Genomic DNA, 22,681 nt, shown 5'->3' with positions numbered 1-22,681 from the left:
CTCTTTTTCTGTTTATTATCAGTTGCGGAAACTTAATCCGTCTCCACCACGTTCCACTATGATTGGTTTTGTGCGGTCAACTTCCTGTGAAAGAAGTTTCTTAGACAAGTCGTTGAGCAGATAACGCTGTATTGCACGTTTCACAGGACGGGCACCGAATTCAGGGTCATAACCTGCTGTAGCTATGAAATCTACAGCCTGGTCAGTCATCTGGAGTTGTACACCGTTCTCTTCAAGCATCTTTCTAATGCCGTTTATCTGCAGACGTACAATCTGTTCTATCTCATTCTTGTTCAATGGCAAGAACATGATAGTCTCATCTATACGGTTCAGGAACTCAGGACGGATAGTCTTTTTCAACATATTCATCACTTCGTTCTTGGTTTCCTCTACTATCGTGTCATGATTCATCGGAGTGATTTTCTCAAACTGGCTTTGTATGTATGAGCTTCCCAAGTTTGAAGTCATGATTATGATAGTATTCTTGAAGTTCACCGTACGTCCCTTGTTGTCTGTCAGACGACCATCGTCCAATACCTGAAGCAGGATGTTGAACACGTCAGGATGAGCTTTCTCGATTTCGTCGAACAATACTACAGAGTAAGGTTTACGTCTTACTGCCTCAGTCAACTGTCCGCCTTCATCGTAACCAACGTATCCCGGAGGCGCTCCGATAAGTCTTGACACAGAGTGTTTCTCCTGATACTCACTCATATCTATACGCGTCATCAGTGATTCGTCATCGAACAGATATTCTGCCAGTGCCTTGGCCAACTCAGTCTTACCTACACCGGTTGTACCGAGGAAGATGAATGAGCCTATTGGACGTTTAGGGTCCTGCAATCCTGCACGGCTACGTCTTACGGCATCGGATACAGCCTGAATAGCCTCGTCCTGACCTATTACACGCTTATGCAGTTCGTCTTCCAGATGAAGAAGTTTCTCACGTTCGCTTTGCAGCATTTTGCTTACCGGTATTCCGGTCCAGCGTGATACCACATCAGCAATGTCTTCTGCAGTAACCTCTTCCTTAATCATGGCGCTGTCGCCCTGCTTGTGTTTCAGATCTTCCTGAATATTCTTGATTTCAGCTTCCAAAGCCTGTAACTTGCCGTAACGTATTTCAGCTACACGTCCATAGTCACCCTCACGTTCAGCCTTGTCGGCTTCGAACTTGAGTTGTTCTATTTCCTTTTTGTTCTGCTGAATTTTATTTACAAGTTCTTTCTCACTTTGCCATTTGGCTTTGTAAGAAGTCTCCTGTTCTTTCAGTTCGGCAATCTCCTTGTTAAGCTGTGCAAGTTTTGCTTCATCCTTTTCACGTTTGATAGCCTCACGCTCGATTTCAAGCTGTTTCAATCGGCGTTCAATCTCGTCAAGTTCCTCAGGCAAAGAGTCACGTTCCATACGCAGTTTTGCTGCTGCCTCATCCATAAGGTCGATAGCCTTATCCGGCAAGAAACGTTCTGTGATATACCTGTTACTCAATTCAACTGCTGCTATGATAGCTTCGTCTTTGATACGTACCTGATGATGGTTCTCGTATCTTTCCTTCAGACCACGAAGGATTGAAATAGAACTCTGAGTATCAGGCTCGTCCACCATTACAGTCTGGAAACGACGTTCAAGGGCCTTATCCTTTTCGAAATACTTCTGATATTCGTCAAGTGTGGTAGCACCGATACTTCTCAGTTCGCCACGGGCCAATGCCGGTTTCAGAATGTTTGCGGCATCCATCGCACCTTCGCCTTTACCAGCACCTACCAGGGTATGTATTTCATCGATGAACAATATTATGTTACCGTCTGATTTTGTTACCTCGTTGATTACGGATTTAAGTCTTTCCTCGAACTCACCTTTATATTTGGCACCTGCAACCAATGCACCCATATCGAGTGAGAACAACTGTTTGTTCTTCAGGTTTTCAGGCACGTCGCCACGCAGGATACGCTGTGCCAGACCTTCCACGATAGCTGTCTTACCTGTACCTGGCTCACCTATCAGGATAGGGTTGTTCTTTGTACGGCGGCTCAAAATCTGAAGTACACGTCTGATTTCCTCATCACGACCGATTACCGGGTCCAGCTTTCCTGTACGTGCAGCCTCAATCAGGTTTATCGCATACTTTGAAAGTGACTGATAAGTGTCCTCGCTTGACTGCGAAGTAACTTTCTGTCCCTGTCTCAGTTCGTTGATTGCGGCACGCAATTCCTTATCGGTCATTCCGGCATCTTTCAGAATAGTTGCCACTGTACTCTTCACATTGAGCAAAGCCAGAAGTATAGCTTCAAGTGAAACGAACTCGTCGCCAAGTTCTTTTGAGTACTCAACTGCCTTCTGCAATACATTGTTCGTATCGCGGCTCAGATAAGCTTCACCACCTGAAACCTTAGGCAGAGATGCAATCTGACGGTCAAGAACTGTAGCTACCTGCTGGCCGTTTATTCCAAGCTTCTGGAATATGAAGTTGGTTACGTTTTCGCCCACCTTCAATACGCCCGCAAGTATATGTTCCGGCTCTATGGCCTGCTGTCCTCGGCTTTGTGTCAAGTTCACAGCCTCCTGAACAGCCTCTTGCGATTTGATTGTAAAGTTGTTGAAATTCATATATATTCTCCTTTCTTATTTTATACTTTATTGTTATCCAAGAATCTTTTTACCTATTGTTCCAATACCTTGTTGTTATCCTTGTTTTTACCTTTCGTTTTTTTATTACGCTTATATTACTCCAAAATTCTTGCCAAAATAATTTTTTCTATGATTATATGTCTAAATGTCAGATACTTAGCGTTTAAGACTGCAATTTTGTCCTTTTCGTGAACAATTTGTCATGATTTTATATGAGAGATAATTAGATGAAAATATTATACGAAAACGGTTAGCAATAAAGAATAAACTATAATGAATAGAATTTTTTGTTCATTGTGGATATAATAGGTATTTTTGTATCATAAAATAAAAATGTTTTACCTATGAAAAATAAGTTTAATATATTATTGTTTTCTGTTTTGTTCTCTCTCTCTGCCTTAGCGCGGGAAATCAAGCCGTTGGAAAAATGGAAATTTCATTTTGGTGAAATTGCCGGAGCTGTTGAAAGTGATTTTAATGATACAGGTTGGGAGAATGTAACTGTTCCTCATGATTGGGCAATTGACAAGCCATTCGATATGCGTATCGATATGCAATCCGTACAAGTACTGGAAGATGGCGATGAGGTTCCGAAAATTCGTACAGGAAGGACAGGTGCTTTGCCTGCTTTTGGTATCGGATATTATCGTACTGTCTTTAAGTCTCATGCAGATATGACCGGAAAAAGGATACGGATAGAGTTTGATGGTGCAATGAGCCTCGCTAAGGTCTATCTTAACGGCGAGTTTGTAGGTGAATGGCCATATGGATATTCTTCGTTTGCTTTTGATATTACTGACAAATGGAATTATGCCGGTGAAAATATTATCGCTGTAAGATTGGAAAACAAGCCGGAGTCATCACGCTGGTATCCTGGTGCGGGACTTTATCGTAATGTGCGTCTTGTTATTACAGACCCTGTAAGCGTAGACCATTGGGGAACTTATGTAACTACTCCAAGCGTCTCATCCAGAAAGGCAAGTATGGATATTCGGACGAGGGTTGCCAATGCCACAGAAAAGAGTGTCAAGGTGAAACTTGAATCATTATTGTTGGATGCCGATGGAAAAACGGTAAAGAAGGTATCTTCAGTAAAAAACATTTCATCTCAGGAACTCACATTCACTCATAAGTTTACTATTAGTAATCCTGAATTGTGGAGTGTTGAGAATCCGTATATGTATAAGTTGGTCTCTAATGTATATATGGATAACAGATTAGTTGACACATACGATACTCCGGTAGGTTTCCGTACCATAAAATTCGATAAAGAAAAAGGATTCTTCCTGAATGGCAAACATGTAAAACTTAAAGGCGTGTGTCTTCATCACGACCTGGGACCTTTGGGCGCTGCTGTTAACTATCGTGCTTTGGAACGTCAGCTTCAGATAATGCAGGATATGGGATGTAACGCTATCCGTACTTCGCATAATCCTCCTACACCTGAACTACTGGAACTTTGCGACAGAATGGGATTTCTGGTTCAAGTTGAGGCTTTCGATGAATGGCGTATAGGAAAGAATGTCAACGGATATAATACACTTTTCGACAAGTGGGCAGAACGTGACCTTATGGCCATGATTCATCGTGACCGTAATCATCCTTGTGTCATTATGTGGAGTATAGGAAATGAAATCAGGGAACAGAAGGATGTAAACGGAGCAGAAGTGGCACGTTTCCTGACCGGAATCTGTCATAGGGAAGATCCTACACGCCCCGTTACAGCAGGATTCAATGTTCATAATGATGCTATCAGGAACGGATTGGCTGCAGAAGTTGATTTGGTGGGATTCAACTATAAAGCCCGTGATTATAAAAAGAAACATGAGGAATACCCTGAATTTACTATTTATGGCAGTGAGACTGCGTCTACCGTCAGCTCACGTGGTGAATATAAGTTTCCTGTAAAGGAATGGCGTAGTGCTTATTATGATGACTATCACGTTTCTTCCTACGATTTGGAATATCCAGGTTGGGCATCTACTCCTGATACTGAATTTGAACAGCAGGACGATTGTGAATTCATTGCCGGTGAATTTGTTTGGACAGGATTCGATTATTTGGGCGAGCCTACTCCCTACAATGAAGGTACACCAGCACGCAGCTCATATTTCGGCATTGTGGACTTGGCAGGTTTGAAGAAAGATCGTTTCTATCTCTACCAGAGCAAATGGAGCGATAAGCCTGTCCTTCATGTATTGCCTCATTGGAACTGGGAAGAACGTATCGGACAGAATGTCCCTGTTTATTGTTATACCAATTATCCGAAAGCGGAATTGTTTGTAAACGGGACAAGTATGGGAATTCGTGAGAAAAACAAAAACAGTAAGTACGAACGCTATAGGCTCATGTGGAATGATGTGGTATATCAACCAGGTGAAATCAAGGTAGTGGCTTATCATGAAGATGGTAGTATTGCCGATACTGAAACCATAAAGACTGCGGGATGCACGTTCAGGATAAAAACTACGGTTGACCGTAAGGAAATATCTGCAGATGGAAAGGATTTGGCATTCGTTACCGTAGAGGTACTTGATAAAGATGGAAATCTTTGTCCCAGGGCCGATAACCTGTTGTTTTTCGATGTCGAAGGCGATGCCACACTGAAAGCCGTATGTAATGGCGATCCTACAGACCAGACCTCTTTCGCATCCGATTATATGCGTGTCTTTAATGGGAAACTGGTAGTTGTATTGCAATCTACGACTAAAGCCGGAAAGGCCAAACTCAAGGTTTATGGAGGTCATCTCAGACCTGCCGTACAGGAAATAAGTATTATAAAATAAGCTTGATTAAGTAACTTAAATAAAAAATATCATGGAAAGAATTGTCAATGGAGTATTGATGACTGCGGCATTATTGGCTGCATCATCACAAGTTGAGGCTAAAAAGCCGAAACATCCTAATGTGCTTTTTATCTTGGCTGATGATTATGGTTGGATGGATTTGGGATGTATGGGTAGTAAATATTACGAGACACCAAATTTGGATCGGTTGGCTTCGGAAGGAGTAAAGTTTACGAATGCTTATTCGGCGTGCCAGGTCTCCAGTCCTTCACGTGCAAGCATAATGACAGGAAAATATACTCCACGTCATGGAGTGACAAACTGGATAGGAGAGATGTCTGGCGAGGACTGGCGTAAAATGAACCGCCACAGTAAGTTACTGCCGGCTGATTATGCGTGGAAATTGCCTGCTGAAGAATATACAATAGCCGAATGTCTTCGTGATAACGGATATACAACTTTTATTGCAGGCAAATGGCATATTGGAGAAGAGGGCTCATGGCCTGAAGATCATGGTTTTATGATTAATAAAGGTGGGTGGAGTGCCGGAAGTCCTACCGGAGGGTATTTTTCACCTTATAAGAATCCTAAACTTGAAGACGGTCCTGCAGGGGAGAATCTTTCTATCAGGTTGGGTAATGAGACTGTGAATTTCATCCGTGAACACAATAAGAAGCATAAGGATAAACCGTTCTTTGCATATTTGTCTTTCTATGCTGTTCATGCCCCACTTCAGACAACAAAAGAAAACTGGTCTTATTTCAGAGACAAAGCAGAAAAAATGGGTATTGCGTACAAGGCATTCGAGGTAGATCGTACATTACCGGTACGTCAGGTTCAAGATAATCCGGTTTATGCCGGTGTAATCAAAGAGATGGACGATGCCATTGGCATAGTGTTGGATGAATTGAAGAAACTTGGCCTTGAGGAAAATACACTGGTGATTTTTACCAGCGATAATGGTGGTGTGACTTCGGGTGACGCATATTCTTCGTCGCAACTTCCTTTGCGTGGCGGCAAAGGACGCCAGTGGGAAGGAGGAATACGTGTACCTGCCCTGATGTATTTTAAAGGCTGTAATGCGGGCAGTGTATGTGATGTACCTATTATTGGTACAGATTTTTATCCAACAATATTGGACTATGCAGGTTTAAAAATGCATCCTGAGCAGCATAAGGACGGTATCAGTATAATGCCAGTTCTGAAAAGTGGTGTAAAACCTGAACGTTCCTTATTCTGGCATTACCCTCATTATGGAAATCAGGGAGGTGAGCCTTCGTCTATTATCCGTAAAGGTGACTGGAAACTGATTTATTATTATGAAAGTAATCATAGCGAATTGTATAATCTAGTTATGGATTTGTCAGAGAGTGAACCTTTAAATATTCAGTATCCAGATAAGGTAAAAGAACTGGAAGGTGAACTTATGGCATGGCTTGACGAGGTGGATGCGCGTAAACCGGTTGCAGATCCATTGTACGACCCACAAAAAGAGGCTGAAGTCAAGAAAAATTGGCGAACAAAGACATTGGATGTACAAGAGAAGAATAGAAAAAAAATGCTTCAGAAAGATTGGCAGCCAAATGCGGACTGGTGGAAAAGTATGACAACGGTGGATTAAATATAGTTTATTAATTCCCATAGAGCTAGAAATCACCCTTGATACTAAAAAGTGTTAAGGGTGATTTCTTTTGTCTTTAAAGTTTTCGTATCTTTACCCGACAATTTGATTATTATGGAAAAGAAAATAGAATTTGCACCAAACGTGATGCTCATCGACGCATCATATCTTGATAGGGTAGGTCGTGATATGGCTGAACATTTTTCGCCTATATTGAATAGAGAATTGCCCAAGGCAGATCTTGCCGCATTGCTTGAATGCCTGGCGCTTGATGCAGGAGTAGTGTTAGGAGATAATGCCGTTCAGGTTATTTTTATATATGATTCTGCAGAACCTCGTATGTCGTTCTGCACCCCTTCCGATTTGGATAAAGAATTAAATAATGTAGCCTTCAAGAGTCAGCTTGGCGAATTTTCCATCTATTCTTTCCAGCCGTCGGATATGGCGACATGTGAGGAATTGTTCAACGAGGCCCTGATGCTTGCAGGAGAATCCAAGGATGTGAAGCGTGTTATAGCGGTTGCTGATGAAGACTCTTATCAGCAGAAAACTCATTCTACACTCAACAAGATAAAAGGAAAAGACAGCGTTACACTTTTCGGAATGAATCCTCCCAAGGATGAGGCTTCATATTCATTTGAGATGTTAGGTTTTGCTGTTCTTCAGTCATTAGGTATAAAAGCGGAAGAACTGTAACGTCTATGTATTTTTTTGGTGCTGACTATAGTCGACAGCACTGCTGACCATAGTCGACACCTTTGCCCACTATAGTCGGCAGCTCTGCTCACTACAGTCGACATCAGAAAATATATGAATATTTAAACAGCATTTTAATATCGTTTAAACGGTATTTAAACACCATTTAATGCCGTAGATCAATATAATAGCCATGTCCGATTTCCGTCTAAAAGTATTTTATAGTGTGGCGAAGAACCTTAGTTTCACGAAGGCTTCGCAGGAGCTGTTTGTCAGTCAGCCGGCAGTTACAAAACATGTGCACGAACTGGAAAGCATGTATCATGTTCGTTTGTTCAATCGCATGAACAATAAGATAACCCTGACCGAAGCAGGAAAGGTGATGATGGAGCATTGTGAGCGTATCCTTACGGAGTATCGCAAGATGGAATACGACATGCATCTGCTTAATAACGAATATGCGGGAGAACTCCGTCTTGGGGCAAGTACTACAATAGCCCAATATATCCTTCCTCCGATACTTGCTAAGTTTACTGAGAAATATCCTCAGATAAAAGTGTCGCTTATAGATACCAATTCACGTAATGTGGAGAATGCCGTGTCGGAACATACTATAGATCTTGGTATGGTGGAAGGAGTGTTCCGTACTCCAAATCTGAAATACGAAGCGTTTCTCTGTGATGAACTTGTTCCGGTTGTACGTTCGTCAGCATTTCCTGCCGATGTAGAGGAAATAACCCTTGAAGAGTTCTGCAAGATCCCACTTGTCCTGAGAGAAAGAGGTTCGGGTACACTTGATGCAATCGAGACAGTCCTTGCCGAGGAAGGTCTGAAACTATCGTCGCTCAATGTGAGAATGCATTTGGGAAGTACTGAAAGTATCAAGTCTTTTCTGGCATGCAGCGATTGCATGGGAATAATTTCGATAGCTGCCTTGGTGAAGGAGTTGGGAGAAGGAGTGTTCCGGGTGATTGACGTGTCAGGACTTCAGTTTACACGTCATTTCTGCTTTGTGTCAGCACAAGGTCAGGAGATTGAGGCTGCACAGTTGTTTATGCGTTTTGTACGCAGCAGTCTTGGTAAAGAAAACAAATAACAATACAATATATAATAATGAGTACAAGAGAAGAACAGATGAAATCGTTCGGCCGTCTGCTTGATGTGCTGGACGAATTGCGTGAAAAATGTCCGTGGGACCGAAAGCAGACAAACGAAAGTCTTCGCCCCAATACAATAGAAGAAGTTTATGAACTTTGCGACGCTTTGATTCAGAATGATAAGAAGAACATTTGTAAGGAACTGGGTGATGTACTGCTTCATGTCGTGTTCTATGCAAAGATAGGTAGTGAGACCGGCGATTTCGATATAAAGGATGTGTGCGACAAACTATGCGACAAACTAATATTCCGTCATCCGCACGTGTTTGGAGAGGTTAAAGCGGATACAGCCGAGAAAGTTTCAGAAAACTGGGAACAGATAAAGCTTAAGGAAAAGGATGGAAACAAATCCGTATTGAGCGGAGTGCCTGCTGCCCTTCCTTCACTGATCAAGGCATACCGCATACAGGATAAGGCACGCAATGTAGGTTTCGACTGGGAAGACAGGGAAGATGTATGGAAAAAGGTGAAGGAAGAAATCACCGAGTTTGAGTCTGAGGTCGGCAATATGGATAAGGAGAAAGCCGAAGCCGAATTTGGTGATGTGATGTTCAGTCTGATTAATGCAGCCAGATTATACAAGATAAATCCCGATAATGCCCTGGAGCATACCAACCAGAAATTCATCCGCCGATTCAACTATCTGGAGGAACACACTATCAAGGCCGGAAGAAACCTCAATGATATGACACTCAATGAGATGGACGAGTTATGGAATGAGGCCAAAAGTAAAGGCTTGTAGATTTTTGTGATATTTTAGATTGAAACTCTTTCATTTTGAAATCAATTAACTATCTTTGCCGACAAATTAGTTATTAAAATCAATTAAAGATGAATAAATCAATTATCACAGTAGTGGGAAAAGATACTATAGGTATCATTGCCAAAGTGTGTACATATCTGGCAGAAAACAATGTAAACATACTCGACATTTCACAGACTATCGTTCAGGAATATTTCAATATGATGATGATTGTTGATATGTCATCTATTGAAAAACCTTTCGAACAGATTGCTACAGAAATGTCAAGTCTTGGAGAGACAATGGGAGTGCAGGTGAAATGTCAGAGAGAGGAAATTTTTGATAAGATGCATCGTATCTAACTCATAAACTCAAAAACTTACAAACTCATGATAAATATATCCGAGGTTATTGAAACCAACAAAATGATTGAAAAGGAAAATCTTGATGTCCGCACCATCACTATGGGTATCAACCTTCTTGATTGTGCCGACGGCAATCTTGATGTCCTTTGTCAGAATATATACAACAAGATAACACGTCTTGCCGGTAAGCTGGTAAGTACAGGCGAGGAAATATCAAAGGAATTCGGTATTCCTATCGTGAACAAACGTATTTCCATCACTCCTATAGCCCTTGTAGGGGGAGCAGCATGCAAGACTTCCGATGATTATGTAAAGATAGCTCAGACTCTGGACCGTGTGGCTGCCGAATTGGGAGTGAACTTCATAGGAGGTTACTCAGCTATCGTATCGAAGGGTATGAGCCATAGCGATGAACTGTTCATCCGTTCTATTCCTAAGGCACTGGCATGTACTGAGAGAATATGCAGTTCCGTTAATGTAGGTTCTACAAAGACTGGACTCAATATGGATGCTGTGCGTCTTATGGGTGATATCATAAAGGAAACTGCAGAGATGACAAAAGACCGTGACTCTCTGGGTTGTGCCAAACTGGTAGTTCTCTGCAATGCTCCTGACGATAATCCGTTCATGGCAGGTGCATTCCACGGAGTATCTGAAGACGATGCCGTTATAAACGTGGGAGTAAGTGGCCCGGGAGTAGTGAAATATGCACTCGAGCAGATACGTGGAGCAAGTTTCGAAGTCCTTTGCGAGACAATCAAGCGTACAGCATTCAAGATTACACGTGTAGGTCAGCTTGTAGCACAGGAGGCGTCTCATCGTCTTGGTATTCCTTTCGGTATTATCGACCTTTCGCTGGCACCTACACCGGCTGTTGGCGACAGTGTTGCTGAAATCCTTCAGGAGATCGGTCTTGAGTATCCGGGTGCACCGGGAACTACAGCAGCCCTTGCATTGCTTAACGATCAGGTTAAGAAAGGCGGTGTGATGGCGTCATCATACGTAGGAGGTCTTAGTGGAGCATTTATTCCAGTCAGTGAAGACCAGGGAATGATTGATGCTGTAGTGGCAGGAGCCCTTACAATAGAGAAACTGGAAGCCATGACATGTGTATGCTCTGTGGGACTTGACATGATAGCAATTCCAGGTGATACACCGGCTACATCTATTGCAGGTATGATAGCCGATGAGGCTGCCATAGGAATGATAAACCAGAAGACAACAGCGGTACGTGTCATTCCTGTAGTGGGAAAGACAGTGGGCGAAACAGTAGAGTTCGGAGGTCTTTTGGGTTATGCTCCGGTTATGCCTGTCAACCGTTTCAGTTGCGATGCTTTCGTAAACAGAGGAGGAAGAATTCCTGCTCCGATACATAGTTTCAAGAATTAAAAAGAAATTGTTTTTTATATATGACGAGTCTTTCTCTTTAAGAGGATGACTCGTTATTTTTTTTATATTCAGGCTTCACCTCGGATTTAAAAGTCTGAAAACCTCGTTTTCGCTTTGTACTTCACTCTGTTTGCGCTATCTTTTGATAAGCTACGATGCCTTTCTGCATAGTCTGAATTTGAAAAACTTTATTTTTCATTTGTCTCTGCTCTCAACTTTCACTATCTTTGTAAAAGACGTGCGACACTCACAAAATTGCCTTTGTCCATTTTTAATTATTAATTATTAATTGAATTGCATGAAATACCCTATAGGAATACAGAGTTTTGACCGTATAATAGAGGACAATTATGTTTATGTCGATAAGACTGATATGGTATATAGCTTAGTGCAGGAAGGTTCAATATATTTCCTAAGCCGTCCGCGCCGTTTCGGTAAGAGTCTTCTTGTATCGACACTGAAGAACTATTTCCTTGGCAGAATGGAGCTTTTCAGGGGATTGAAGATTGATGCGCTGGAGAAGGACTGGAAGGTATATCCGGTATTTCATATTGATTTCAATGGTGGGGAATATACAATCAAAGGCGCATTGAGAAGTGCTATCCTAAGCTATATCACAGATTGGGAGAAACTGTACGAAATAGAAAATGGCGAAGAAGAACTTAATCTGGGTTTCAGGTTCAAGAGAATACTCGAGGCAGCCTATAAAAAAAACGGTCTCCGTGCAGTGGTACTTATTGACGAGTATGACAAGCCTGTTCTTGATGTTCTGGATTATGACAAAGATTTGGAGGAAGAACATCGCAACATCCTGAAAGGTTTTTATTCCACTTTCAAGGGAGCCGATGAATACCTTCAGTTCGTATTCCTGACAGGGGTAACCAAGTTCTCGCAGGTGAGTGTTTTCAGCGGATTCAATCAGCCTAAGGATATAAGTATGCATGCAAAGTATGAGACACTTTGCGGTATATCTCAGGAGGAACTTGAGAGTTATTTCAGAGAGCCTATAGAACAGATGGCTGATGAATACAGTTGTTCGTATGATGAAATGATGAATAAACTGAAATCGCAGTATGACGGTTATCATTTCAGTAAAAGAATGACAGATGTGTATAATCCTTTCAGTCTGCTTAATGCATTCGATTCAGGTGAAATGAATGATTATTGGTTCAAGAGTGGTACTCCGACATATCTTATCCGCCTGTTGTCGCATTCAGATGAGAATATGAACGAGATAACAGGGAAGTATTATTTTCCTGAAGAATTTATAGACTACAAAGCAAATGTTGAGCAGCCATTGCCTATGATATATCAGAGCGGCTATCTCACTATAAAGAAATTCGATTTGGAAGAAATGACTTTCCTGCTTGATTTCCCAAACAATGAGGTAAAACGTGGGTTTCTTACGATGGTGGCTTCATCCTATTTTGGCGATAAAATGGAGACTGCATCATGGATAAGGAAAGCGGTCTCACAATTGAAAAAAGGTGAGATAGACGATTTCCGTACCGGTATGACTGCTTTCCTTGCAAGTATTCCCTATACAATGCGACGCAAAGAGAACGAGCGTGAAAAGGAAAGATATTTCCACTATACATTCTATCTTATAATGCGCCTTATCAGTGTCTATACAGTCTATACAGAGAAGGTACAGAGCCATGGCCGTGTGGACTGTATCGTGGAAACTACGGGTTATGTATATATTTTTGAATTCAAGCTTGACGGAACTGCCGATGAGGCTATGCGTCAGATAGACGAGAAGGGTTATGTCCGTGAATATGAGTCTGACTGCCGTAGAGTATATAAGATAGGTGCTGTGTTCTCGTCAGAGACAGGGACTATAGAGGAGTGGAAGGTAGAGTAGAGGATTCAGTTAACTCTAGTTAACCGAGTGTTAGCTATGAGTTAACCGCAAATCTGATTCCAACATACGATCTTTGTCATATAAACATTAAATGAATGTATTTATGAGAAAGATTATTACCTTTATTCTATTTCTTTCGGCTGTTGTGCTGAATGCGCAGGAAACAGCCTTGTTTCGCGTCACATACGATTGTGATGCTTTGTACAGTAAAACACGCAAGACCTACAGATGGTTTCTTGATGTAGGCAAAACCCAATCCGTTTTCTACAACCCGAATAACAGGGCATGGGCGTCGGAATATGATAATATATCCAAAGAAACGGATATTGCAACAGCCTTGGTGAGGGCACAGAATGCAAATAAAAAGTATGGAAACAAGAACTCTCTTGAAGTTCTTACGGGTGCGCCATCGTCTGATGAATATACCTATATGAGGTATATCAAGACAAATAAGTTTATATACACAGAGAAACTTCCGCAAATGGAGTGGGAATTATCAGACAGTACCAAAACGATTTGTTATTATCAGTGCAAGAAGGCCGTAGCGACAGTTTATGGCAGAACATGGACTGTGTGGTACACACCCGATATCCCTGTTTCGGCAGGTCCTTATGTTCTGAAAGGTTTGCCTGGTGTTATTCTTGAGGCATGCGATGCTGACAATCTTTTTCATTTTGTTGCGGTAGGTCTGGAACAGAATGTTTCTGATGCCAGAATAGAGTTGTTCGAAAAGGACAAGGCTCTGAAGTGTTCACGTTCGAAATTTCTGAAACTGAGAAAATCCGAGGAAGGGAAGACTTATGGAGAAGCGGTAAAAGAATTGGGTATCAACCTGGTAAAGGCTGTTGATATCAACGGTAAAGATATTACTAATACAGTCAAGCCAACAAGTAATTATCTTGACTTGGAATAATATGATTTGAAAAATACATAGTTCGTATGGTTATGGTAAGAATCATTCTATTGTGTTTCTCTCTTGCTGTTTCTTTATTTCTGCCTGCGCAATCTTCTGCCATTTTCTCTGGTAGGGTGGTTGATACATCCGAAAAAGGAATGTATGGAGTGAATATTGTGGCTTATAATGAATCCGGCAAGCAACTTTGTTATGCCATTTCGGATGCTGAGGGTTACTTTACTCTTAAACCCGTAGGTGGAATTGCATATATCAGATTCAGCTTTCTGGGGTATGAAACAAAGACAGTGAAGTATAATCCTGCGGTAAATAAGGTTGTTGTCAGGATGAAAGAGACAAGCTTTCAGCTGTGTGAGGTTTCTGTGAAAGCCGAACGTATAAGTGAGAGTGGGGATACTCTGACATATTCCGTGGCAGGCTTCAAGCAGATACAGGACCGCAGTATAGCCGATGTGATAAGGAAAATGCCAGGTCTGGAAGTAAAGCCTAACGGCAGTATATCCTATCAGGGAAAGTCGATAAATCATTTTTACATCGAGGGGCTTGATCTGATGGGAAGCCAATATGCCCAGGCCAGCAATAATATATCGGCAGACAAGGTGGAGAGTGTTCAGGTCTTGGAAAATCATCAGGCTGTAAGGTCATTGCGTGATATTGAGTTCAGTGATAAAGCAGCCTTGAATATAGTTCTTAAAGATGATACCAAGTCTGTCTGGACGGGTTTGGCTGATATAGGATTGGGATTGGCGGAAAAGAGTGATGGCTTCCTTTACGAGAACCGTCTGATGGGGATGAATTTCAAGAAGAATTTCCAGACATTATTGCTTTATAAAAATGCAAATACAGGGACGAATATTGCAGATGAGATTTTAAGCCTTTCCGACTTGTTGGAATATCGTGGAGAGTCGAATATTATCAGTTTGCTCGATTTGGGCGGTCCTGCCTTTGATGCCGAAAGATATACATTCAATAAAAGTCATCTTCTTTCCGGTAACTGGCTGTGGAGGACTGGAAAAGATTCAGACCTGAGAATACAGGCAAGCGGACTGTTTGACAGTGAGGAACAACTGAGAAAGAGTACTACTACATATCTGGATTTGGACGGTTCGCCGGTAATTACGGAGGATTGGAATGTGGAAAGCAGACGAAAGGAGGCAAAGGGAGAAATAACATATACGCTGAATAAGGAAAGGACATATCTGAAAAGCATTTCAAAAGTGTATTCCGACTGGAATGTAAGTCAGGGCAATATGCTTTATAACGACAGGCTTACCGCTCTTTCGGTCAAACCTTATAAACGTATGGTTTCGGAAGATTTAATGTTGTCGCATACTACGGCAGGGGGCAATGTCATTCTGTTTAATTCTTCTACCGGTTATACCCGTTTGCCGGGACAGTTGCTCACGATAAACGGTAGCAGGCAGTTGCTTGATATGGATTTATTCTCTTCGAAAAATTATATGCAGTATAAAAAGAAGTTCGGAGCATTGTATTTTGATAATATGATGGGCTTTGACAGCCGTTATCAGAAGATAAACAGTACTGACTGGAAACTTCAACAGCTATATTGGAGTCCGTCTGTGAGTCTGAAACATAAGGGGCATGAGATAACGGCAAAAGCCAAGGTAAGCTATGTGAATCAGTTATTGGATAATTCGGGGAATGAGGGTACTGATAAGCTTCGTTCTTCAGACTTCTGGATTGAGCCTAATCTGAACTGGAGATGGGAAATGTCTCCCACATCGAAACTTATTCTTGATTACCGTCTGACGGCTGATCCGTATGATGCAAAGAAACTTGTTACAGAACCTCTTTTCATTTCGTATGCTCAATGTACTGTAGGAATAGGAGAGCCTGAAACCCAATTTGCACATTCTCTGAGCGCTTCGTTTACTTATCGTAATCCTCTTTACGGTCTGTTCGCCTATCTGCGACCTGTGTATATTCATAATAAAGGTAACATTCTGTATAGTGGAGAGCTGGATTCCGGAGTGTATAATATGGTGGCTACATCCGGGCGTTATAGTACTGATGCATATATAGTTGACGGACGTATAGCCAAGAATTTCTTTTGGGCAAATACCTCTCTTGGGATTGGAGTGGGAGTAAACTCATCCGAATCGCAGATGTTGGTTTCCGGAGTGTTGGCTAAAAACAGGATGAATGTGTATAATGCGTCGTTTGATTATTCATTGAATCCTGTGAAAGGTATATCAATACAGGGTAAGTCAAAAATGATGATATGCAATAGATTGGAAAAAACAGCTCCATACAATGAAAGTGGTGTAATTGACTGGTCACACTCGCTTGGGATAAATTTCAATCCCGCAGGCGGATGGATGTTTTCGCTGAATAATGAAATATATCACAGCAATGAAAAATCTTTTGGTGTGAACTGTTTCTGTGATATTTCAATAGGGTATAAATCAAAGAAGTGGGAATTGTCGCTTGTGGCAGACAATATTATCGGCAATTCTGTTTATGAGCAGGTTAATGTAAGTTCAATCACCCGTTTTTACTCTATGACCCGACTCAGACCACGTGAATATCTCATGAAGTTGAGTGTGGATTTGTGATTATATTGCCTTAAAACTATTACTTTTGTTCTGTTAAACGGATTTATTTGGTATGAAGATTGACAATAAACATAGATTCCTGATTATTACGGTAATTTCAGTTGTCATGATTACTGCTTATGAGGGGTATTGGCTTTCGGGGCTTTACAAGTCTCAACGAAAATCTTTGGAGGTACAAATCAGTTCATTGATTTCCAAGTCTGAGCTAACAGCTTATTCGTTTCAGTTAAAACGAGAGCAACTGGCAGACTCCATAGCATTTTTGAGTCCTGATAATTTGTCGAAGATTGTATCAATAAAAAGAGACTCTTCTTTTGATAATAAAATAAGGTCAATAAGTGTATATAGGCGTGACGACTTTAATAAACAGGTGGCATCTTCAGTGACTTCTCCGGAATTTAATGAAATGATGGATTCCATACTTTTTCAGAATTTTAAGGAGGCTGGTATAGATGAAATCTTCCGTCCGCTGGATACACAGGAGTTTGTATCTAATGTAAATCCCGATTCTGTTGTTCGAAATGGATATATCATAGTTAAATCAACTTTTGGTAAAACACCTTATTCATTTGATACTGGGCTGATGACCGGATATATACTGTTGAATATGTCCGGCATTATAATCACTTCGTTGATGGTTGTCGTCATAGTGATATTCTCTTTCTGGTTTTTCATAAGTACTCTGAAAAAGCAGATGGAACTGGACGGGATGAAAAGCAGTTTTACAAGCAATATCACTCACGAACTGAAGACTCCTATTGCAGTGGCATACGCGGCAAATGATGCATTGCTGAATTATGGCTTGGGAGACAATCCTGTAAAAAGGGAGGAATACCTGCTTGACACAAAGGAACAGCTGGAAAAACTGAGTGCCCTTGTGGAACGTATCCTGTCGATGTCAATGAAGGAAAGAGGTAATTTCCGGCTGGACGTATCGGAGACAAATATTAGAGATATGTTTGGGAAAATAGCACAGGAAACCAGGTTACGTACTACAAAAGCCTGTGATATACAGATAGAGGCCGATGAAAATCTGACTGCTGTATTCGATGCAAAACTGATGTCGAGCGTGGTTTCTACTTTAGTCGATAATGCGGTAAAGTATTCAGGTGAACCGGTGAGGATATTGCTCAAGGCAATCAGAAAATCAGATAAGTTATTTATTTCAGTATCGGACAACGGGATTGGAATAGCTCCGGAACAACAGAAACATGTATTTGAGAAATTCTATCGTGTTCCTCATGGTGATGTACATGAAGTGAAAGGATATGGTATAGGCCTTTATTTTGCAAAAACGATTGTGGAAAGACATGGAGGACGGATTTCATTAACGAGTACTCCGGGAGAGGGAAGTACATTTACAATTGAAATTTAATGGTATGGGAAAGATAAAAGTATTGCTTATTGAAGATGAAATAACTTTGGCGAAGATAATAAAAGATACACTGGAAAGTGTTGGATTCGACGTCTGTCTTGCATACGATGGTGAGGAGGGACTGAAACTTTTCTTTGAATCAAAACCCGATGTCCTGATTTCGGATATAATGATGCCGAAAATATCGGGACTGGAAGTGGTACAAAGAATACGAAAAACAGACCAGACTACACCTGTAATCTTTCTGACGGCAAAAACAGAGGTGGACGATGTAGTGGCAGGATTTGAAACAGGTGCCAACGACTATATCCGTAAGCCGTTTGCCATGAAAGAACTTATAGTACGCATAAAAGCTCTTTCTGGACGTGTTTCTTCAAAAGAAGAATCGGAACAGTGGATATTTAATATTGGAGATTATGAGTTTGATGCTGACAAGGGGATTCTTTTATATATACCTACTGGTGAAACAGAGCAACTTCCAAATAGAGAGACAGAGGTCCTGAAAAGATTCTGTCAGAATTTCGGTTCTATAGTTCCAATGCAGAATGTATTGCTGGAATTATGGGGAAACGATGATTTTTTCTGTACCAGAAGTATGCAGGTTCTGATAACGCGGATACGGCACCGCTTGTCGAAGGATAAACGTGTACAGATTATTAATATAAGGGGGAATGGATATAAACTTGCTATAGATGAATGTATGGAAATATGATTATGAATGTCGTATCTTTTATATAACTTTGTAACCTGAAATTTCCTATTGATTTATCTATACATTTATATAAAAGATGACAGATTATTTGGATGAACTCAACGAAAGCCAGCGTGCTGCCGTGCTTTACAATGACGGGCCTTCGCTGGTTATAGCCGGGGCAGGCTCTGGAAAGACGAGGGTGCTTACGTATAAGATAGCATATCTGCTGGACAATGGTTATGAACCGTGGTCCATCTTGGCGCTTACGTTTACTAACAAGGCGGCACGTGAGATGAAGGAACGTATAGCGCGTGCTGTTGGTACGGAAAAGGCAAAGTATTTGTGGATGGGTACTTTCCATTCTGTTTTTGCACGAATATTGCGTACTGAGGCTGATGCGTTGGGATATTCTTCGAATTTTACAATATATGATTCGTCTGACTCAAAGAGTCTGATAAAATCCCTTCTGAAAGAACTGAACCTTGACGAGAAGGTATATAAACCGGGATTGATACAGTCGCGGATAAGCAATGCCAAGAATCATCTTATTTCAGCTCAGGCATACGCTGCCAGCGGTGAGTTTTTCAGAAGTGACTCGGAGGCGAAGATTCCTGCTATGAGGGATATATATATAAGGTATTGCGAACGTTGCAAGCAGAGCGACGCGATGGATTTCGATGACCTGTTGGTGAATACGTATCTTCTGTTTAAAAATAATCCGGATATATGCGACAAGTATGCCGAAAGGTTCAGGTATGTTCTGGTGGATGAGTATCAGGACACTAACTTTGCGCAGCATAGCATAGTTCTTCAGCTCACAAGCAAGTATCAGCGTGTTTGTGTGGTGGGTGACGACGCACAGAGTATTTATTCTTTCCGTGGTGCAAACATTGACAATATACTGAAGTTTACGAGGTTGTATAACGATGCACGTCTGTTCAAACTGGAACAGAATTACCGTTCAACACAATTGATTGTTAAGGCGGCCAACAGCCTGATAGAGAAGAACCGCGAGCAGATAAGGAAGGAGGTCTTTTCGGAAAATTCTGAGGGAGAACCTATTACGGTGACCTGTGCCTATAGTGATGTGGAGGAAGGCGAGATTGTTGCAAACAAGATTACTTCCATGCACGTAAAGAACGGACAGCCATACAGCGATTTTGCCATTCTGTACAGAACCAATGCTCAGAGTAGAATCTTTGAAGAGGCTCTTCGCAAGCGTGCGGTGGCATACAGAATATATGGTGGTCTGTCTTTCTATCAGCGAAAGGAAATAAAAGATGTTATAGCATATTTCCGTCTGGCGGTAAATCCTCATGACGGTGAGGCTCTGAAGAGGGTTATAAACTATCCTGCCAGGGGTATAGGCGATACAACTCTGAATAAGATTATAGCTACAGCTGCACAGGAGGGGGTGAGTCTTTGGACGGTTATTTCGTCGCCTCTTGATTACGGACTGAATATAAATAAAGGTACTCATGCAAAACTGCAGGTCTTTAAGGATATAATAGCGGGATTTGTAAATAAGGTTGAGACTACTAACGCTTACGATTTGGGTAAGGAGATAGTAGGAGCGTCAGGCATTATGGCGGATATCATACAGGATACTTCGCCCGAAGGTATGAGCAGGCGTGAGAATATAGACGAACTGGTGAACGGTATGTACGATTTCTGTGACATACGCCGTCAGGAGGGTAACGAAAGGATGTTCCTGACCGATTATCTTTCTGAGGTATCGTTGCTTACAGACCAGGATGGAGAAAAGGACGACAGTGTACCTAAGGTCACTCTGATGACTATTCATTCTGCCAAGGGGCTTGAGTTCAGGAATGTTTTTATAGTAGGTATGGAAGAGAATTTGTTTCCCGGACCTATGTCTTCTGATTCGCCAAGGGCTTTGGAGGAGGAAAGGCGACTGTTTTATGTAGCAATAACCCGTGCCGAGGAGAATTGTTTCATTTCTTATGCCAAGAACAGATATAAGTATGGCAAGCCTGAGTTTTGCAATCCGAGCCGTTTCCTTAAGGATATTAATCCGGCGTTCCTGAAGATGCCTGCCGATAGTGGATTTACGGCTGTGCGCAGTGACGACGGGTTTACCAAACGTAATTATGAAAGAAACTATGAGAGGACTGATTCGTACAGGAGCAACGGACCTTCTATGTTCGATGGTGGCGATATCCCTCAGGAGCCTGTAAGGTTTGTAAAACCTGTGCCGCCAAGGAATCTGAAAAGGATTGTTCCTGCATCTTCTGCTTCTTCAATAAGTCAGGGCGTTTCATCAGGAAAGGCTGATACGCATGGCGTGGAAGTAGGTCGACTGATAGAACACGAACGTTTCGGCAGGGGAGAGGTAGTACGCCTGGAAGGCAGTGGCGATAACTGCAAGGCTACCGTAAAGTTTGAGAATGCCGGCGACAAGCAGCTGTTATTGAAATTTGCACGTTTTAAAATTATTGGATAATTAAAATTATGGATTTGACTAAAGTACCTTCTCCATGCTATGTAATGGAAGAGGAATTGCTCAGAAAGAATCTGAGTCTGATAAAGAATGTAGCTGAATCGGCAGGGGTGGAAATTATTCTGGCTTTCAAGGCTTTTGCCATGTGGAAGTCGTTTCCTATCTTCAGAGAGTATATCAATTATACTACTGCAAGTTCTGAATATGAGGCTCGTCTGGCTTTTGAGAAGTTCGGAAGCCGTGCTCATACGTATTCGCCTGCGTATACTGAAGAAAACTTTCCTGCTTTTCTGAAATACAGCAGTCATATCACGTTTAACTCGCTTTCGCAGTTCAACCGCTTTTATCCTGTGGCGAAAGAATCGGGTGAGGATGTTTCGTTGGGAATACGTGTTAATCCGGAGTATTCGGAGGTGGAGGTGGAACTTTATAATCCATGTGCGCCTGGTACACGTTTCGGGGTGACTGCAGATCTGCTTCCTGATGTTCTTCCTGAAGGTATCGAAGGATTCCACTGTCACTGTCATTGCGAATCAAGTTCATACGAGCTGGAAAGGACTCTTGAGCATATTGAGAAGAAATTTTCAAAGTGGTTTCCTCAGTTGAAATGGTTGAACCTGGGTGGTGGCCATCTGATGACAAGAAAGGATTATGACGTGAATCATCTTATCGGTCTTCTGAAGGGATTGAGACAGCGTTATCCTAATCTGCAGATTATCCTTGAACCAGGATCGGCTTTTGCATGGCAGACAGGTCCGCTTGTAGCTTCGGTGGTTGATGTTGTGGAAAGCAGGGGAATTCGTACTGCAATACTGGATGTTAGTTTTACATGTCACATGCCTGACTGTCTGGAGATGCCTTATCAGCCTGCAGTGCGTGGAGCAGAGTCGCTTCCTGCGGATGCTGTAAAAACTGCATCTCCGGAAGAGCATGTCTATAGGCTGGGAGGTAACAGTTGTCTGAGCGGTGACTATATGGGCAGCTGGAAGTTTGATCATGAATTGTCAGTGGGCGAAAGAATAGTATTTGAGGATATGATTCACTATACAATGGTGAAGACAAGTATGTTCAACGGTATTCATCATCCTTCGATTGCTATACTTCATACAGACGGAAATCTGGAAATATACAGAACTTTCAGATACGAGGATTATAGAGACAGAATGTGTTGATAGGAATGGTTTGCAACATGCTTCAAAAAATGTTGCAAACCATGTTTTTTTACATATATTGAAAATCAGCTACTTGCGACTTTTTGAGAAAAAAGTTTCAAAAAAAGTGCTCAAATGTTTTGGTAGTTTCAGAAAAAGCTATACCTTTGCACTCGCAATCGGGAAAACAACTAACGATTGAATAAACAATGCGGAAATAGCTCAGTTGGTAGAGCATAACCTTGCCAAGGTTAGGGTCGCGA

Annotated in this window: 15 protein-coding genes; 14 read left to right on the top strand and 1 reads right to left on the bottom strand. The window is 41.7% G+C overall.

The window, feature by feature from the left end; translation table 11 throughout:
• Nucleotides 1-18 precede the first annotated feature (18 nt).
• Nucleotides 19-2,607 (bottom strand): ATP-dependent chaperone ClpB, encoded by a 2,589-nt coding sequence (gene clpB / locus Q0486_RS10260; RefSeq protein ID WP_154043005.1) that lies wholly within the window; start codon nucleotides 2,605-2,607, stop codon nucleotides 19-21.
• A gap of 365 nt (nucleotides 2,608-2,972) precedes the next feature.
• Between clpB and galB the strand changes: the two genes are divergently transcribed.
• The 14 genes from galB to nspC all read left to right on the top strand — a co-directional run bounded on the left by galB (nucleotide 2,973) and on the right by nspC (nucleotide 22,439).
• Nucleotides 2,973-5,414 (top strand): beta-galactosidase GalB, encoded by a 2,442-nt coding sequence (gene galB / locus Q0486_RS10255; protein ID WP_299232677.1) that lies wholly within the window; start codon nucleotides 2,973-2,975, stop codon nucleotides 5,412-5,414.
• 31 nt (nucleotides 5,415-5,445) lie between these two features.
• Nucleotides 5,446-7,035 carry a sulfatase gene (locus Q0486_RS10250; protein WP_299232674.1) on the top strand — a complete coding sequence of 530 codons (1,590 nt, stop codon included), beginning with the start codon at nucleotides 5,446-5,448 and terminating at the stop codon, nucleotides 7,033-7,035.
• Between the two features lie 114 nt (nucleotides 7,036-7,149).
• On the top strand, nucleotides 7,150-7,731 hold the full coding sequence (locus Q0486_RS10245; RefSeq protein ID WP_299232671.1) for a DUF6621 family protein: 582 nt from the start codon (nucleotides 7,150-7,152) through the stop codon (nucleotides 7,729-7,731).
• Between the two features lie 193 nt (nucleotides 7,732-7,924).
• A complete protein-coding gene (locus Q0486_RS10240) occupies nucleotides 7,925-8,827 on the top strand; it encodes a LysR substrate-binding domain-containing protein (RefSeq protein ID WP_299232669.1) in 903 nt (300 codons plus the stop codon).
• 14 nt (nucleotides 8,828-8,841) lie between these two features.
• Nucleotides 8,842-9,630, top strand: coding sequence for a nucleoside triphosphate pyrophosphohydrolase (gene mazG, locus Q0486_RS10235; protein WP_299233055.1), 789 nt, complete (start codon nucleotides 8,842-8,844; stop codon nucleotides 9,628-9,630).
• A gap of 89 nt (nucleotides 9,631-9,719) precedes the next feature.
• Nucleotides 9,720-9,992: an ACT domain-containing protein gene (locus Q0486_RS10230; RefSeq protein ID WP_299232666.1), complete on the top strand. Its 273-nt coding sequence runs from the start codon at nucleotides 9,720-9,722 to the stop codon at nucleotides 9,990-9,992.
• 27 nt (nucleotides 9,993-10,019) lie between these two features.
• On the top strand, nucleotides 10,020-11,384 hold the full coding sequence (locus tag Q0486_RS10225; protein WP_299232663.1) for a PFL family protein: 1,365 nt from the start codon (nucleotides 10,020-10,022) through the stop codon (nucleotides 11,382-11,384).
• A gap of 298 nt (nucleotides 11,385-11,682) precedes the next feature.
• Entirely contained in the window at nucleotides 11,683-13,248 is a 1,566-nt protein-coding gene (locus Q0486_RS10220; RefSeq protein ID WP_299232660.1) for an ATP-binding protein, read from the top strand.
• Nucleotides 13,249-13,351: 103 nt separating this feature from the next.
• On the top strand, nucleotides 13,352-14,161 hold the full coding sequence (locus Q0486_RS10215; protein ID WP_299232657.1) for a GLPGLI family protein: 810 nt from the start codon (nucleotides 13,352-13,354) through the stop codon (nucleotides 14,159-14,161).
• 32 nt (nucleotides 14,162-14,193) lie between these two features.
• Nucleotides 14,194-16,737 carry a carboxypeptidase-like regulatory domain-containing protein gene (locus tag Q0486_RS10210; RefSeq protein ID WP_299232654.1) on the top strand — a complete coding sequence of 848 codons (2,544 nt, stop codon included), beginning with the start codon at nucleotides 14,194-14,196 and terminating at the stop codon, nucleotides 16,735-16,737.
• A gap of 52 nt (nucleotides 16,738-16,789) precedes the next feature.
• Nucleotides 16,790-18,112 (top strand): HAMP domain-containing sensor histidine kinase, encoded by a 1,323-nt coding sequence (locus Q0486_RS10205; RefSeq protein WP_299232651.1) that lies wholly within the window; start codon nucleotides 16,790-16,792, stop codon nucleotides 18,110-18,112.
• 4 nt (nucleotides 18,113-18,116) lie between these two features.
• Nucleotides 18,117-18,824, top strand: a complete 708-nt coding sequence (locus tag Q0486_RS10200) for a response regulator transcription factor (protein ID WP_299232648.1) — start codon at nucleotides 18,117-18,119, stop codon at nucleotides 18,822-18,824.
• 76 nt (nucleotides 18,825-18,900) lie between these two features.
• Nucleotides 18,901-21,270, top strand: a complete 2,370-nt coding sequence (locus Q0486_RS10195) for a UvrD-helicase domain-containing protein (protein WP_299232645.1) — start codon at nucleotides 18,901-18,903, stop codon at nucleotides 21,268-21,270.
• Between the two features lie 5 nt (nucleotides 21,271-21,275).
• Nucleotides 21,276-22,439: a carboxynorspermidine decarboxylase gene (gene nspC / locus Q0486_RS10190; RefSeq protein ID WP_299233053.1), complete on the top strand. Its 1,164-nt coding sequence runs from the start codon at nucleotides 21,276-21,278 to the stop codon at nucleotides 22,437-22,439.
• Nucleotides 22,440-22,681: the final 242 nt, after the last annotated feature.

It is taken from the genome of uncultured Bacteroides sp., from assembly GCF_937912035.1.
Taxonomy (GTDB): domain Bacteria; phylum Bacteroidota; class Bacteroidia; order Bacteroidales; family Bacteroidaceae; genus Phocaeicola.
Note: the sequence above shows the minus strand (reverse complement) of the source record. Positions and strands in the feature narration are given on the sequence as shown.